This window comes from Novosphingobium sp. PP1Y (genome assembly GCF_000253255.1).
Classification (GTDB): Bacteria; Pseudomonadota; Alphaproteobacteria; order Sphingomonadales; family Sphingomonadaceae; genus Novosphingobium.
The window spans coordinates 1,031,306-1,045,055 of the sequence record NC_015583.1 but is presented as its reverse complement, the minus strand read 5'-3'; the positions used below and the strand labels follow the sequence as shown (position 1 = coordinate 1,045,055).

The following is a 13,750-nucleotide window of genomic DNA, read 5'->3' as shown; positions in this document are numbered from 1 at the left end:
GTCCGGTTGAGCGATAAGCTCAGGAGTAGTCTCGGTTTGAAGCGCTGACGAGCGCGAGCGCGGGATTTGCCTTGGCCTCGTAGAGCGCCTTGTCGGCAGCGATGAACAGGGCTTGCGGATCGAGCTTGATCTCACCGCAAGCGCTGAGCGAAGCCGCTGCCGGTGCGTGGGCCAAGCCGACCGAAACGCCAAGGGGCAGCAGATCGCCGTTCCACGCCACCGGTGACAGGAGATGGCCGATCACGCAATGCACTTCGCCCTCGATAGCCGAGTTCAGGGGCGCCGGGGGAAGCAGGACCGCGAACTCATCGCCGCCGATGCGCGAGATCAGATGCGCCTGCGGAAAAGCCCTGCGAAGCCGCTCGGCGAAAGCAGCGAGGCAGGCATCGCCTGCCGCATGGCCCCACCAGTCGTTGATCTTCTTGAAGCCGTCGAGGTCGAGCAGGAGCAAGGCGCCCACGCGCCCGCGCAGTGCACAAGTGTCGGGCTGTTCGAGGAATTGCTGGAAGCGCGAGCGATTGGCGACGCCGGTCAACGGATCGCACTCGGCCTGCTGACGCAGATGTTCCCAGCGCGCATGGTCCTCGGTGATGTCCTGCTTCATGCCATAGAGCGCCTCGGCTCGCCCGTTGCAGGCTCGCGTGGCGGCGGTAATCCTGATCCAGCGCTCCATGCCGTCAGGCCGGACGATGCGGGCATCGAGTGTGAAGCGGGAGCACGCCTCGACCGCCTTCGAACGCTTGTACTCCAGGAGTTCGCGCGATTCCTCGTCGTACATTTCCAGCACCGTGCGGCGATCGGGAATATTTCGCGCGGATAGTCCGAAGAGATCGTAAACCCCCTCCGTCCAGTCCAGTTCATTGCCGGGCAAATTGCATGACCATGCCCCCATCGGGACCAGCGCCGCCGCCCGCTCGTAGAGCTTCAGCGAATCCGGGCTGTCATCGTTGATGACCTTTGAGCTATCCTTGATGGCGACGTTGGCGTGGAAGTGAATCATCGACCCCGATCTTGCACACGATAGGCTGTCAGTCCCGCAAGCGGGGTGAAAGCAGACCGTAAGGCGAAGAAGTAAAGAGCGCGTTTACCGCTGGTCACTGCGCAATCAGTCTGATGACGACGTGTCCTTCATCGACTTGAGCCAGTCGCCCAGGTTCATCGGGAAGGGGAAGACAATGGTGGAGCTGTTGCGCTCGTTCGCAAGGACGTTGAGCGTCGAGAGATAGCGCAGTTGCATCGCTTCAGGTGCAGCGCTCAGGATATTGGCGGCTTCCAGCAGCTTGGCCGCCGCCTGTTGTTCGCCTTCTGCATTGATCACCTTTGCGCGCCGTTCGCGCTCGGCTTCGGCCTGCCGGGCAATCGCGCGGATCATCGATTCGTCGATGTCGACATGCTTGATCTCGACGTTGGCGACCTTGATTCCCCAGGCATCGGTCTGCTTGTCGAGGATCTCCTGGATATCGCTGTTGAGCTTGTCGCGCTCGGCCAGCATTTCGTCGAGATCGTGCTTGCCGAGCACCGAGCGCAAGGTGGTCTGGGCCAACTGGCTGGTCGCCTGGATAAAGTCCTCCACCTGAATGATCGCGCTCTTGGGATCGAGCACGCGGAAATAGACCACGGCATTGACCTTTACCGAGACGTTGTCGCGCGAGATGACGTCCTGCGTCGGCACATCGAGGACGACCGTGCGCAAGTCGGTGCGGACCATCTGCTGCACGAACGGGATGAGGATGATCAGTCCCGGTCCCTTCACCGATGTGAAGCGCCCGAGCGTGAAGACAACACCGCGCTCATACTCGCGCAGGATCTTGATTGCGGACCACAGGAATATGAGAACAATGAACAGGAGCGGGACGTAGAACCCCAGATCGCCGGCGATATCCATTTACATGTTCCTCCTGATCAAAGACCTGTTCAACTCGGCCTGGCAACCTGCAATTGCAGGCCTCGAATTCCTTCAACGACGACAAGGGCCCCGCACTCGAGGTTTTCCGGGCCGGTCGCGACCCATCGTTCTCCATGGGCCAGAACGTGACCGCAGCGCCCCGCCCAGTCGAGCACTTCGCCATGAAGACCGATCATGCCCTGCTCTCCGGTTTCCACCCGCATTCGCTGCGCGCGGATGCCCAGCCTCGCCGTGATCCCGATGACCAACACGCCTGCGACCGCCAATGCGGCAATCACTGACGCGCTCACCTGAAAGGCTGCCACATCGGTGTCGATAAGCAGCGCTGCGCCCAGCACGAAGGCGATGAGGCCGCCGATGCCGAGAATGCCGAAGGACGGCGCGAAAGCTTCTCCCACCATCAGGGCAAGGCCGAGGAGGATGAGGGCGCCCCCTGCCAGATCCACCGGCAAAGCCGCCAGCGCGTAAAGGCCAACGAGAAGCGAGATCGCTCCTACCGTACCGGGCACCATGGAGCCGGGATTGAGGAACTCGAAGAGCAGCCCATAGACCCCCACCATCATCAGGATCAGGGCGATATTGGGATCGGTAATCGTCGCCAGCACACGATCGCCGAAGCCGGGCTTCACCACGATTATCCTGATCCCCTCAGTACGGATCGTCCGTGCCTTGCCGCCAATCATCACGACCTTGCCGTCGATCTGCCTCAGCAGCGAAGCACGGTCAGTGGCGATCAGGTCTATGACGTTTTTCTCCAGCGCGGATTGGGCCGAGAGGCTGGCTGCGCCGCGTACGGCCTCTTCCGCCCATTCGACATTGCGTCCGCGCAGCTCTGCAAGTGAGCGGATGTAGGCGACGGCATCGTTCACCGCCTTGCGCTCTCCGGTGTTCGCGGGCTGCGGCTTTTCTTTCGCCTCCTCCCGATCTTCGCCCGAGCCGCCCGTGGCTCCCAACTGGATCGGCGTGGCCGCGCCCAGGTTCGTGCCGGGGGTCATGGCTGAAATATGGGCAGCATAGGCGATGTAGGTTCCCGCACTGGCTGCCCGCGCGCCGCTGGGGTGCACATATACGACGACCGGCATCGGCATCGCGAGAATGTCGCGGATGATCTGGCGCATGGAGGTGTCGAGCCCCCCCGGCGTATCCATCTCGATCAGGACCAGTTCGGCGCCTTGCTCTCGCGCCTGTTCGAAACCGTCACCAAGATATGCGGCAGTAGCTGGCCCGATCGCACCGTCGACAGTCATGACCACGGCGGTGGGCCGCCGATCTTGCGCGAAACTTGTCGAAATCGTGAGGGTAAATGGAATGGCAAGCAACAGGAGGCAAACGAGCGTTCTGCCCACCCCGATCAACCTTGCAATAGCCTGTCCCATTTCCCGCTACTTTCGGCCCATTGCGAACGGGGCCACAGCATGTCTTGTGCCGGTATCGACAATGAACCTTTCATAGCACAACTATCGGCAATTGCGTAATCTTCCGCCGGAGGGCCACGTGCCTTGGGGAACTTGCCCGATATGAAAACGGCGGCAGGGTCGCACCCCGCCGCCGCAATTTGTTCACTCGCTGAAGACCCCAATTCAAGGCCCCAAATTCAGGGCCCCAAATTCATGGGCTTGGCCCTCAGGCGGGATAATCCTCGGTATCGATAGTCCCGCGCATGACTTCCGGGTAGCGATGCCCGGTTACCGTCTGCTGGTTGATCAGCGCATCGGCACGGTCGAGAATGGACGTGTCGACCGTGAGCCCGCCTGCCGCATTGTTCTGCGCCCAGTGATCGGTCGAGCGGGTACCTGGGATGACATGGACATTGTCCGAACGCGAAAGCACCCAGGCCAGCGCAAGCTGCGCCGGAGCCAGTCCCGCCTCGCCGGCAAGGGCATTGAACCGCTCGACCAACACGAGGTTCTTTTCCCAGGCGTCGGGCTGGAAACGCGGGTGGCTGCGTCGCAGGTCGGTTTCGGCCAATGTCGTAACATCGCTCACCGCGCCGGCCAGCACCCCGCGTGCGACCGGGGAGAAGGCGACGAAGGCAATGCCCAGTTCACGGGTCGTTTCGAGTACGCCCAGCTCGACGTTGCGTGTCCAGAGCGAGTATTCGGTCTGGACGGCAGCCATCGGGTGTACTGCGTGGGCCTGGCGGACATGTTCCGCAGACCATTCCGAAACGCCGTAAGCGCCGATCTTGCCTGCCTCCATCGCCCGCACCATGGCGCCCACCGAATCGGCAATGGGAACCTTGGGGTCGAAGCGGTGCATGTAGAACAGGTCCACATGATCGGTGCGCAGCCGCTTCAGGCTGGCATCGAGCGAAGCCTCTATAGCCTCCGGGCTGCAGTCGATCCCGCGACGCGGACCATCGACGAGGATACCGGTCTTCGTCGCGAGGAAGAATTCCTTGCGCCGATCGCCGATCGCTTCCCCGAGGATCTCCTCGGACATGCCCTTGCCGTAGATGTTGGCCGTATCGAAATGATCGCATCCGTTGTCGAGCGCGTGGCGGAACAGGGCCAGGGCATCCTCGCGGCTCGGCGCGTTGCCGTAAGCCCAGGCCACGTTCATGCAGCCCAGCCCGACCGGGTTGAGCGCCTTGCCGGCGAGGTTGCGCTGTTTCATCAGGACCAACCGTCCTGCTCTTCAAGGCTCGCAGCAAGCTCACCGATAACGCGGTAGCAATCCAGGACCGAACCGACCGAGCTGTTGGGCTCGCGGCCTTCGCGGATGGCAGCGACGAATTCACGGTCCTGCAGTTCGATTCCGTTCATCGAGATATCGACGTTCGAAACATCGATCGGCTCCTCGCGCCCGGTCACCAGGTCATCGTAGCGCGCGATGTAAGTACCGGTGTCACCGATGTAACGGAAGAAAGTCCCGAGCGGACCATCGTTGTTGAACGAAAGCGAGAGCGTGAGAACCTGGCCGGCTTGCGTCTTCATCTGGATCGACATGTCCATGGCAATGCCGAGTTCGGGGTGCTTGGGTCCCTGCAGTGCATTGGCGCGAATGACTTTCGAACCGGTCATGTACTGGAAGATATCGATGGTATGGGCCGAGTGATGCCAAAGCAGGTGGTCGGTCCAGCTGCGCGGCTCGCCCTTTGCATTCATGTTCTTGCGACGGAAGAAGTAGGTTTCGACGTCCATTGCCTGGATGTTCAGTTCACCGGCTTCGATCCGCTTCTTAACCCACTGGTGAGAGGGGTTGAAGCGGCGGGTATGGCCCACCATGCAGACAAGGCCGGTTTCCTGCTGCTTCTTGACCACTGCCTGGGCATCCGCCCAGCTGTCCGCAAGCGGAATTTCCACCTGAACGTGCTTGCCAGCTTCCATGCAGGCAATCGCCTGTTCGGCGTGCATCTGGGTGGGGGTGCAAAGGATCACGGCATCGACGTCATCACGTGCAAGCGCGTCGGCAAGCTCGGTCGAACTGTGCTTGGCACCATATTTTTCGGCAACGGCAGCAGCCTGCTCGCCGGTCCGGCTGATGATCGATGTGATCTCGACGCCGTCGATATTCTTGAGGCCGTCAAGGTGCTTCTCGCCGAAGGCTCCGGCGCCAACGAGGGCTATACGCATGGGATTACTCCTTGGAATACTCGTGTGATTTCAGCTTATCAGGGCCTGCGCTGCGGCGTTGTTTCCTTCCAGCGTGGGACTTGGCGGAACCGTGCCGTCGACCGGTTCAAGCACGATATGCCCGATGGTGGTGTTCGAACAAGGGACGTGGTAGTGACGATGCAGGCACTTGGTGCTCCTGCCCAGCGCCCCGCGCATGATCAGCCACATGACCATCTCGATCCCTTCGGACCCGGTCTCGCGCAGATACTCGATGTGCGGGATCGAACGCAGCGCCTGGGTCTCGCCGACGAGACCGTCCATGAACTTGTTGTCCCACTCGGCGTTGATAAGGCCGGCGCGCGGGCCCTGGAGCTGGTGGCTCATGCCGCCGGTGCCCCAGATCTGCACGTTGAGATCCTCGCCAAAGCTGTTGACCCCGCGGGCGATGGCCTCGCCCAGTGCCCAGCAGCGGTTGCCCGACGGCGGCGGGTAGGTGACGACATTCACGGCGAGCGGAATGACCTTGACCGGCCATGCCTCCGGCGCACCGTACATCATCGTCAGCGGCACGGTCAGGCCGTGATCGACGTCCATCTCGTTGATGATCGTCATGTCGAATTCGTCGAGAATGAGGCTCTGGGCGATATGCCAGGCCAGATCCGGGTGGCCCATCACGTCGGGCACGGGGCGCGGACCCCAGCCTTCGTCGGCCGGCGCATAACGCTCACCGCAGCCGATGGCGAAAGTCGGCACGATGCTCATGTCGAATGCCGAAGCGTGATCGTTGTAGACGAGGATCACGACATCCGGCTTTGCCTCGTCCGCAATCCACTTCCTGGTCCAGTCATAGCCGTCGAAGATCGGCTTGAAGTAGGCGTCCCGGTCCTTGCCCTGGTCCGCCGCCACGCCGAGCAGCGGCACGTGGCTGGAGCCGACGCCTGCAGTAATGCGCGCCATGTCAGTTTCCTTCCCGCTTGGAGCGAACGCCCTTGGGCGAGCGGCCACCGGCATTCATCATCGCCTGATAGTCTTCCACGCTCATTCCGGTCATCGTCGATACGGCCTGCACGAAGCTGAGGCCATCGGTGGAGAAAACCTTGGAAAGGAAGTAGATGTTCCCGCCAAGATCGAGCAGTCGGTTGTAGTCGCGATCGAGCACCGCCTGCTTTTGTTCCTCGCTCATCGGCCATTCGTCGAGATAAGCGCGCTCGTCAGCTTCCCACCGCTCGCGGTTCTCGGGCTTCATGAGGCTCATCGCGAACTGGTTGAGGTGATAGCCCTGACGAGCCCGCGCCGCCGTGTAGACGCGGGTGCCGGGGATATCCTCGAAATCATCGAGATACTCGTGGATGTCCTTGTACTTGCTCATCCATCTGCCTCCTGCTCCGCCCGCATCTTGCGGGTGATGATCTGCCTAGCACGCACACCGCCCTCATCGATGCGATATGCAGCCAGCTTCTTGCCCGGATTGGCGAGAATGGCTTCCTGCTGTGCCTCGAGAATTTCGCGGTCCTCGGCAAAGACGCCGCCCTGCTGGGCCTTGAACCTGGCGGTGAAGCCGGTGTCGTCGATGTCGAAGTTGCGTGCCATGCCCCAGAAGTAGTGATGGCTGGTCTCGGTTTCCGGCGTCATGAAGTCGACCACCATGCCGCGAACGCCCTGGTCGTGATCTTCCAGCGTGGCACCTGCATCGACAGGCGCGACCCCGACGTCGATCATGACGGCGGAGGGCAGGAGGAACTGGCAGATCTGCCAGCGGTCGACCGGCCCGGGCTTCTTGAGCGCATTGCGCCAGAACGGCGGCGCGTCGATCGCCGGCATCCAGCGCGAGAGGAACACGCGTTCCTCTTCAACCCGGCACTCCAGAGGCGCCTCGAGAATCTCTTCCTGCCCGATCGAGCTGGAGTGGACGTAAGTCTCGTGCGTGAGGTCCATCAGGTTGTCGATCATCAGGCGGTAGTCGCACTTGATCGGGTAGTAGCCGCCGTCGAAGACCCAGCCCTTGGTGCTGCAGGGCCACAGATCGGGAATCAGCGCGGGGTCGGCCTTGTCCCGTTCGCCGATCCAGATCCAGATGAAGCGGTGCTTCTCGGCTGTCGCGAAGACTTCGGCACACACGCGCTTGTTAACCGCTTCGGACTTCAGCGGCATTTCTTCCGCAACGCCGTCCGGACCGAGTTTCAGGCCGTGATACTTGCAGCGGATGGAATCGCCTTCGCGAATGCCCATCGAAAGGGGCAGCAGGCGATGCGGGCAGGCGTCGCGCATGGCCACGACCGAACGGTCGAGCTTGCGGTAAAGCATGATCGGCACGCCGCAGATCGTGCGTGAGAGCGGTCCGGTGTCGACTTCCGCATCCCAGGCAGCGACGTACCACTGATTGGTTAGCCAGGTACTCATGGCTTTAGAGACCTCGTTCCTTAAGTTTCGCGTCGAGACGCGGGAACACCCGGCGGGCGTTACCCTCGAAAATGGCGTGACGTTGATCGTTGCTGATATCCAGTGCGTCGACGTAGCGCTTGGTGTCGTCGAAATAGTGCCCGGTCTGCGGATCGATCCCGCGAACCGCTCCGACCATTTCCGAGCCAAACAGGATGTTCTTGGTCTCGATCACTTCGGCCAGCAGGTTGATGCCCGGCTGGTGATAGACGCAGGTGTCGAAGAACACGTTGTTCATGAGGTGCTGGTCGAGCGAGGGCTGCTTGAGCATGTCGGCAAGCCCGCGATAGCGGCCCCAGTGGAACGGCACTGCGCCGCCGCCGTGCGGAATGATGAAGCGCAGGTTCGGGAAGCGGGTGAACAGGTCGCCCTGCAGCAGCTGCATGAAGGCGACCGTATCGGCCGCAAGGTAGAAACCGCCTGTGGCGTGCATCGCCGGATTGCAGGAACCCGAGACGTGGATCATCGCCGGGACGTCCAGCTCGCACATCGCTTCGTAGATCGGGAACCAGTATTCGTCGGTCAGCGGCGGATGTTCGAAATGGCCACCGCCCGGATCGGGGTTGAGGTTGCAGCCGATGAAGCCGAGTTCCTCGACGCAGCGGCGCAGTTCCTTGACCGAGGCCGTCAGGTCCGCCTTCGGGCTCTGCGGCAGCATGCACACGCCCACGAAAGTCTCGGGATAGAGCTTGGTGACGCGGTAGATCAGGTTATTGCAGTGCTGCGCCCATTCCTCGGACACCTCCTGATCGCCGACATGGTGGGCCATGGCCGACGCGCGCGGGGAAAAGATCGTCAGGTCCGCGCCGCGTTCCTTGATCAGGCGCAGCTGGTTCTGCTCGATCGTATCGCGGATCTCGTCATCGGAAATCTCGGGATAAGGCGGCGGCGTTTCACCGGCCTTGAATGCGGCTTTCTGGGCTTCACGCCATTCATCGTGCGCTTTGGGCAGAACCGTGTAGTGACCGTGGCAGTCAATGACGAGCGTCATTTCCCATCTCCTCTCGTGAATACGCCAGTCGCCGCGATTCCGGCGAGCTTGGCTTCGTAACCTTCGGGAAGCGGTGTCATCGCCAACTGCCCGAGCGATCGCTGCCAGTTAACGGTATTATCCGTCATCAGCGGATCGATTCCCAGCGAACGCAGCATCTGCGCCGCTTCCTGCATCTCGGCCGCGCGGCGGCGGCCGTGGATCAACATCCGGTCCAGATTGTAGTCAGCCCTTTCGGCCCAACCGACCGACTTCTCGCTGGCATCGAGCGACGCGAGAACCTCTTGCGCCACGCCCTCGGCATGAGCGGCCATCATCATTTCGGCGGTCAGGGCCTCGAGCCCCTTCACCATGACCGAGCGCACCAGCTTGATCGCCGATGCGCGGCCGACCTGGTCACCTACCGTGCGCACATTGGCGAAACCGGCTTCGCCCAGCAATTCCTGCGCCTTGGCCGCTTCGGCGCCCGATACGAGCAGCGGAACTTTCATGCGCGCCGGCTCTACAGGAGCGAGCACCGCCACATCGACGTAGCGCCCCTTGCCTGCGTTCACCGCCTGCGCCGACGCCCGCTTCGTCCCCGGCGCGACCGAATTCAGGTCACAGAAGATCGCGCCTTCACCGAGCAGCGCCGCAGCGGCCCGGGCGACTTCGGGAGCGGCGTCCGCGGTAACCAGCGACAGAACAAGCCGGGCGCCATCGAGTGCCTCGGCAATACTGTCGCAGGCGATAACACCGTGCGAATCCATCGCCTCGCGCCGCGACGGGTCGATATCGAAAGCCCTGACATTATCCCCCCATTGCGCGCCGCGCGCAAAGGTTGATCCGGCCTCCCCAAACCCAATGAGAGCTATGGAATTATTCATGAAGCCCCAATGCCCTGCCACCCGCATCGAGGCCAATCGGAACTGGCTTTGCGATATAATATGAGACTAATCCATGCCTTCGCGGCGTACCCGTTTCAACAGCTTGCGCTACTCGGCAATTTCCGTTGCCGCAGCCTGCAGATCCGCGAAGAACTCTGCCTGGACCTCGGTCGGGCGCAAGGAAGCCCGCGTCGTCATGCCGATCGTACGCTGATAACCCCGCGGCAAGCGAGTCAGTTCGCACAGCCACCCTGCCTGCACTTCGACCTGCATCTGGTCCGGCGACAACAGAGCCAGAAAATTCGAATTCATCATGACCTGCCGGATCATCAGGGCCGACCCCGATTCCACAGGAACTTCAGGAAGCGCCTGACCATTCTCGGTGAAATAGCGCTCGAAGCTATCGCGCAGCGGCGTGCCGCGCGGCGCAAGACAGAAAGGATAGCTTGCCATCTGGGCCGGCGTCGGCTTGCCGTTGCTGAGCGGATGGCCCTTGCGAGCAAAGATGGCGGGGGCATCGTCGAATAGAGGGCGCTGAACCAGGTCTTCCTCGATCAGCGGATCGCGCAGGGCGCCAACGATGACATCCAGCGAGCCATTGCGCAGGGGGTCGACCAGCTCGGCGCGGGACCCCTCGACGATCGTAAGCTTCACCTGAGGGCGGCGAGAGAGAAACCGCGCCACTGCCGCGGGCAGCACCCGGGCGCGCGAAAGCGGCATCGCTCCGATCGCGATCCGCCGGGTTTCGTAGCCCCGCAGCGCCTCCACTTCCGACAGGCCCGCCTCAAGTTCCACGCGGGCTAGGCGAAACTCCCGGGCGAGCTGATTCCCCGCCTCGGTCGGTATGACGAACTTGCCCCGTCGCACCACGAGCGGCCTGCGCAGTGCCAGCGCCAGATCGTTCACCGCGCGATGGATCGAGGGCAGCGACAATCCGGTCTCCTGCCCTGCCCCGGCATAACTTCCCGTCTCGGCCAGCGCGAGCAATGCACGCAAGCGCGACATCGTCACGTGCGGGCTCTGGATATGAGCAAGCGCAGCAAAGATGCGCGGGGTCAGCACATCGCCGGCGCGAGTCGGAATCATGCCGTCGTGCCGACGCTCGAACAGTGGCAGGCCAAGCATGGCCTCCAGGCGACTCAACGCCTGCGTTATGGCTGGCTGGCTGAGATTTACAGCCGCCGCTGCTGCATTGACTGTCCCGAGTTCCGCGATTTTCGCCACGGCGCGCAGGTGTCGAAGGTTGAGACTCCATATTTCCATTCAGACACTCTTAGCCAAAACCAATCGCTCGTCCAAAGTTTCTCTTTCCCTCTAGGCCAGGGGTCATTCATCTGTGCAGGGAAGCAGAGGAGTAGATTCATGACCGGTATTGTCGTCCAGAACATCGAACGCGCGGCCCCCGAGGTGATCGACGGCCTGGCCCAGTGCGGCGTCGCCACTGTTCACGAAGCGCAGGGACGCACCGGCCTTCTCGCCAGCTACATGCGCCCGATCTACGCAGGCGCCCGCATCGCCGGTTCGGCGGTAACGATCAGCGCCCCTCCGGGTGACAACTGGATGGTCCACGTCGCCATCGAACAGCTCAAGGAAGGCGACATCCTTCTGCTGGCCCCGACCAGCCCCTGCGAAGACGGCTATTTTGGAGACCTGCTGGCCACCAGCGCCATGGCGCGCGGCTGCCGCGGCCTCGTCATCGACGCAGGCGTGCGTGACGTGCGCGACCTTACCGAGATGGGTTTTCCGGTCTGGTCGAAGGCAGTCTACGCGCAGGGCACGGTCAAGAACACGCTCGGCTCGGTCAACGTCCCTGTCGTTTGCGCCAACGCGGCCGTGCAGCCGGGCGACGTGATCGTCGCCGACGATGACGGCGTCGTCGTCGTGCCGCGCGAAAAGGCCGCTGAAGTTCTCGAAAAGGCCCGTGCACGCGAAGCCAACGAAGGCGAAAAGCGTGAGAAGCTCGCCGCAGGCGTCCTCGGCCTCGACATGTACAAAATGCGCGAGCGCCTCGAGAAGGAAGGCCTCAAGTATGTCTGACGTCCAATCCAGCGTACCCGTCATGTGGATGCGCGGGGGGACATCCAAGGGCGGCTACTTCCTCAAGGATGACCTGCCCACAGATACGGCTGCGCGCGATGCATTCCTCCTCGGCGTCATGGGCTCACCCGATCCGCGCCAGATCGACGGCATGGGCGGCGCCGACCCTCTGACCAGCAAGGTCGCCGTCGTCAGCAAGTCCACCCGCGAAGGGATCGACGTCGATTACCTGTTCCTGCAGGTCTTCGTCGACCAGGCCATCGTCAGCGATGCGCAGAACTGCGGCAACATCCTCGCCGGGATCGGCCCCTTCGCGATCGAACGCGGCCTCGTCGATGCCAGCGGCGATGAAACCCGCGTTGCGATCTACATGGAAAACACCGGCCAGGTCGCCGTTGCCACCGTGCAGACGCCGGGCGGCCAGGTCTCCTACGCCGGAGACGCGGCGATTGACGGTGTGCCCGGCACCCACGCCCCCGTCCCGCTCGAATTTCGCGACACTGCCGGATCTTCGTGCGGCGCGCTCCTGCCCAGCGGCAATGCCGTCGACGTCGTCAACGGCGTGCCCGTAACGCTGATCGACAACGGCATGCCCTGCGTGGTGATGAAGGCTGAGGACGTCGGCATCACCGGCTACGAGGACCGCGACAGCCTCGATGCCAATACCGAGCTGAAAGCGAAGATCGAGGCGATCCGGCTTGCCGTGGGCGAGACGATGAACCTTGGCGACGTCAAGGAAAAGTCGGTCCCCAAGATGATGCTGGTTGCGCGTCCGAAGAACGGCGGCGCGATCACGGTTCGCAGTTTCATCCCGCACCGTGCCCACGCCACGATCGGTGTCCTGGGCGCGGTCTCGGTCGCCACCGCCTGCCTCATCGAAGGCTCGCCTGCGGCAGAGCTGGCCGAAATCCCTGAGGGTCTCCGCAAGACGCTCTCGGTCGAACACCCGACCGGTGAGATGTCCTGCGTCCTCGAAACCGACGAGGGTGGCAACGTCAAGACCGCTGCTCTCCTTCGAACTGCCCGCAAGCTGATGGACGGGATTGTCTATGTCTGATCGTATCGTTTCCTGGCACGGCGCGCCGAGCAAGCCTGGCTATACACCGCCGGCAGGCGCCGTCGACGCGCATTGCCACGTCTTTGGCCCGATGGCGCAGTTCCCGTTCAGCGCCAAGGCGAAATACCTTCCCGAAGATGCCGGGCCCGACAAGCTCTTTGCCCTGCGCGATCACCTCGGTTTCACGCGCAACGTGATCGTCCAGGCGAGCTGCCACGGCACGGACAATGCCGCCACGCTCGATGCCATTGCCAAGTCGCAGGGCAAGGCGCGCGGCGTTGCCGTCGTCGATCCGGCAATTTCCGAAGCCGATCTTGCCGCGCTGCACGAAGGCGGCATTCGCGGCATTCGGTTTAACTTCCTCAAGCGCCTCGTCGACGATGCGCCCAAGGACAAGTTCCTCGAAGTGGCCCGCCGCCTACCAAAGGGCTGGCACGTTGTAATCTACTTCGAGGCCGACATCCTCGAGGAACTGCGCCCGTTCATGAACGCGATCCCGGTCCCCCTCGTCGTCGACCACATGGGCCGTCCCGACGTGACCCAGGGGCCGGACGGAGCCGACATGAAGGCATTCCGCACTTTCCTTGAGAGCCGGAACGACATCTGGTTCAAGCCGACCTGTCCAGATCGCCTCGACGCGATCAAGGAAGGTGGCAAGGGCGACCCCTGGGACGCCTTCGCCCATGCCGTCGCGCCGCTGGTCGCCGACTATCAGGACCGCGTGATCTGGGGCACCGACTGGCCGCACCCGAACATGCAGGACGAGATCCCCGACGATGGCCACATCGTCGACATGATCCCGCGCATCGCGCCTACCGAAGAGCTGCAGCGCAAGCTCCTCGTCTCCAACCCGATGCGCCTCTACTGGCCCGAAGAACTGTAAGGCACCAGTATAAC

General features: G+C 62.6%; 14 protein-coding genes. 3 read left to right on the top strand and 11 right to left on the bottom strand.

Annotated features, from left to right (window positions below; genetic code table 11):
* Nucleotides 1-19 precede the first annotated feature (19 nt).
* The 11 genes from PP1Y_RS05620 to PP1Y_RS05570 all read right to left on the bottom strand — a co-directional run bounded on the left by PP1Y_RS05620 (nucleotide 20) and on the right by PP1Y_RS05570 (nucleotide 11,022).
* Nucleotides 20-1,000, bottom strand: a complete 981-nt coding sequence (locus PP1Y_RS05620; RefSeq protein ID WP_013837115.1) for a GGDEF domain-containing protein — start codon at nucleotides 998-1,000, stop codon at nucleotides 20-22.
* A 105-nt stretch (nucleotides 1,001-1,105) separates the two neighbouring features.
* The gene (locus PP1Y_RS05615) at nucleotides 1,106-1,885 is read right to left on the bottom strand and encodes a slipin family protein (RefSeq protein WP_013837114.1); all 780 of its coding nucleotides are present in this window, start codon (nucleotides 1,883-1,885) and stop codon (nucleotides 1,106-1,108) included.
* Nucleotides 1,886-1,914: 29 nt separating this feature from the next.
* Nucleotides 1,915-3,252 (bottom strand): nodulation protein NfeD, encoded by a 1,338-nt coding sequence (locus tag PP1Y_RS05610; RefSeq protein ID WP_369799475.1) that lies wholly within the window; start codon nucleotides 3,250-3,252, stop codon nucleotides 1,915-1,917.
* 277 nt (nucleotides 3,253-3,529) lie between these two features.
* Nucleotides 3,530-4,522, bottom strand: coding sequence for an aldo/keto reductase (locus tag PP1Y_RS05605; RefSeq protein WP_013837112.1), 993 nt, complete (start codon nucleotides 4,520-4,522; stop codon nucleotides 3,530-3,532).
* Nucleotides 4,522-5,481 carry a Gfo/Idh/MocA family oxidoreductase gene (locus PP1Y_RS05600; RefSeq protein ID WP_013837111.1) on the bottom strand — a complete coding sequence of 320 codons (960 nt, stop codon included), beginning with the start codon at nucleotides 5,479-5,481 and terminating at the stop codon, nucleotides 4,522-4,524. Before PP1Y_RS05600 ends, PP1Y_RS05605 begins: the two co-directional genes overlap by 1 nt.
* Nucleotides 5,482-5,511: 30 nt before the next feature.
* On the bottom strand, nucleotides 5,512-6,420 hold the full coding sequence (locus PP1Y_RS05595) for a class III extradiol dioxygenase subunit beta (protein ID WP_013837110.1): 909 nt from the start codon (nucleotides 6,418-6,420) through the stop codon (nucleotides 5,512-5,514).
* A gap of 1 nt (nucleotide 6,421) precedes the next feature.
* Entirely contained in the window at nucleotides 6,422-6,832 is a 411-nt protein-coding gene (gene ligA, locus PP1Y_RS05590; RefSeq protein WP_013837109.1) for a protocatechuate 4,5-dioxygenase subunit alpha, read from the bottom strand.
* Nucleotides 6,829-7,863 (bottom strand): aromatic ring-hydroxylating dioxygenase subunit alpha, encoded by a 1,035-nt coding sequence (locus tag PP1Y_RS05585; RefSeq protein ID WP_013837108.1) that lies wholly within the window; start codon nucleotides 7,861-7,863, stop codon nucleotides 6,829-6,831. The genes ligA and PP1Y_RS05585 overlap by 4 nt, the downstream gene beginning before the upstream one ends.
* Nucleotides 7,864-7,867: 4 nt before the next feature.
* A complete protein-coding gene (locus PP1Y_RS05580; RefSeq protein ID WP_013837107.1) occupies nucleotides 7,868-8,893 on the bottom strand; it encodes an amidohydrolase family protein in 1,026 nt (341 codons plus the stop codon).
* Nucleotides 8,890-9,759 (bottom strand): NAD(P)-dependent oxidoreductase, encoded by an 870-nt coding sequence (locus PP1Y_RS05575; RefSeq protein WP_013837106.1) that lies wholly within the window; start codon nucleotides 9,757-9,759, stop codon nucleotides 8,890-8,892. Before PP1Y_RS05575 ends, PP1Y_RS05580 begins: the two co-directional genes overlap by 4 nt.
* A gap of 108 nt (nucleotides 9,760-9,867) precedes the next feature.
* Nucleotides 9,868-11,022, bottom strand: coding sequence for a LysR family transcriptional regulator (locus tag PP1Y_RS05570; RefSeq protein WP_013837105.1), 1,155 nt, complete (start codon nucleotides 11,020-11,022; stop codon nucleotides 9,868-9,870).
* 99 nt (nucleotides 11,023-11,121) lie between these two features.
* Here PP1Y_RS05570 and ligK point away from each other — a divergent pair, with 99 nt between their 5' ends.
* The 3 genes from ligK to PP1Y_RS05555 are packed head-to-tail and all read left to right on the top strand — an operon-like array spanning nucleotide 11,122 to nucleotide 13,736.
* Nucleotides 11,122-11,796 (top strand): 4-carboxy-4-hydroxy-2-oxoadipate aldolase/oxaloacetate decarboxylase, encoded by a 675-nt coding sequence (gene ligK, locus PP1Y_RS05565; protein ID WP_013837104.1) that lies wholly within the window; start codon nucleotides 11,122-11,124, stop codon nucleotides 11,794-11,796.
* Nucleotides 11,789-12,853, top strand: a complete 1,065-nt coding sequence (locus PP1Y_RS05560) for a 4-oxalomesaconate tautomerase (RefSeq protein WP_013837103.1) — start codon at nucleotides 11,789-11,791, stop codon at nucleotides 12,851-12,853. Before ligK ends, PP1Y_RS05560 begins: the two co-directional genes overlap by 8 nt.
* Nucleotides 12,846-13,736: an amidohydrolase family protein gene (locus PP1Y_RS05555; RefSeq protein WP_013837102.1), complete on the top strand. Its 891-nt coding sequence runs from the start codon at nucleotides 12,846-12,848 to the stop codon at nucleotides 13,734-13,736. The genes PP1Y_RS05560 and PP1Y_RS05555 overlap by 8 nt, the downstream gene beginning before the upstream one ends.
* The last annotated feature ends 14 nt before the right edge of the window (nucleotides 13,737-13,750 follow it).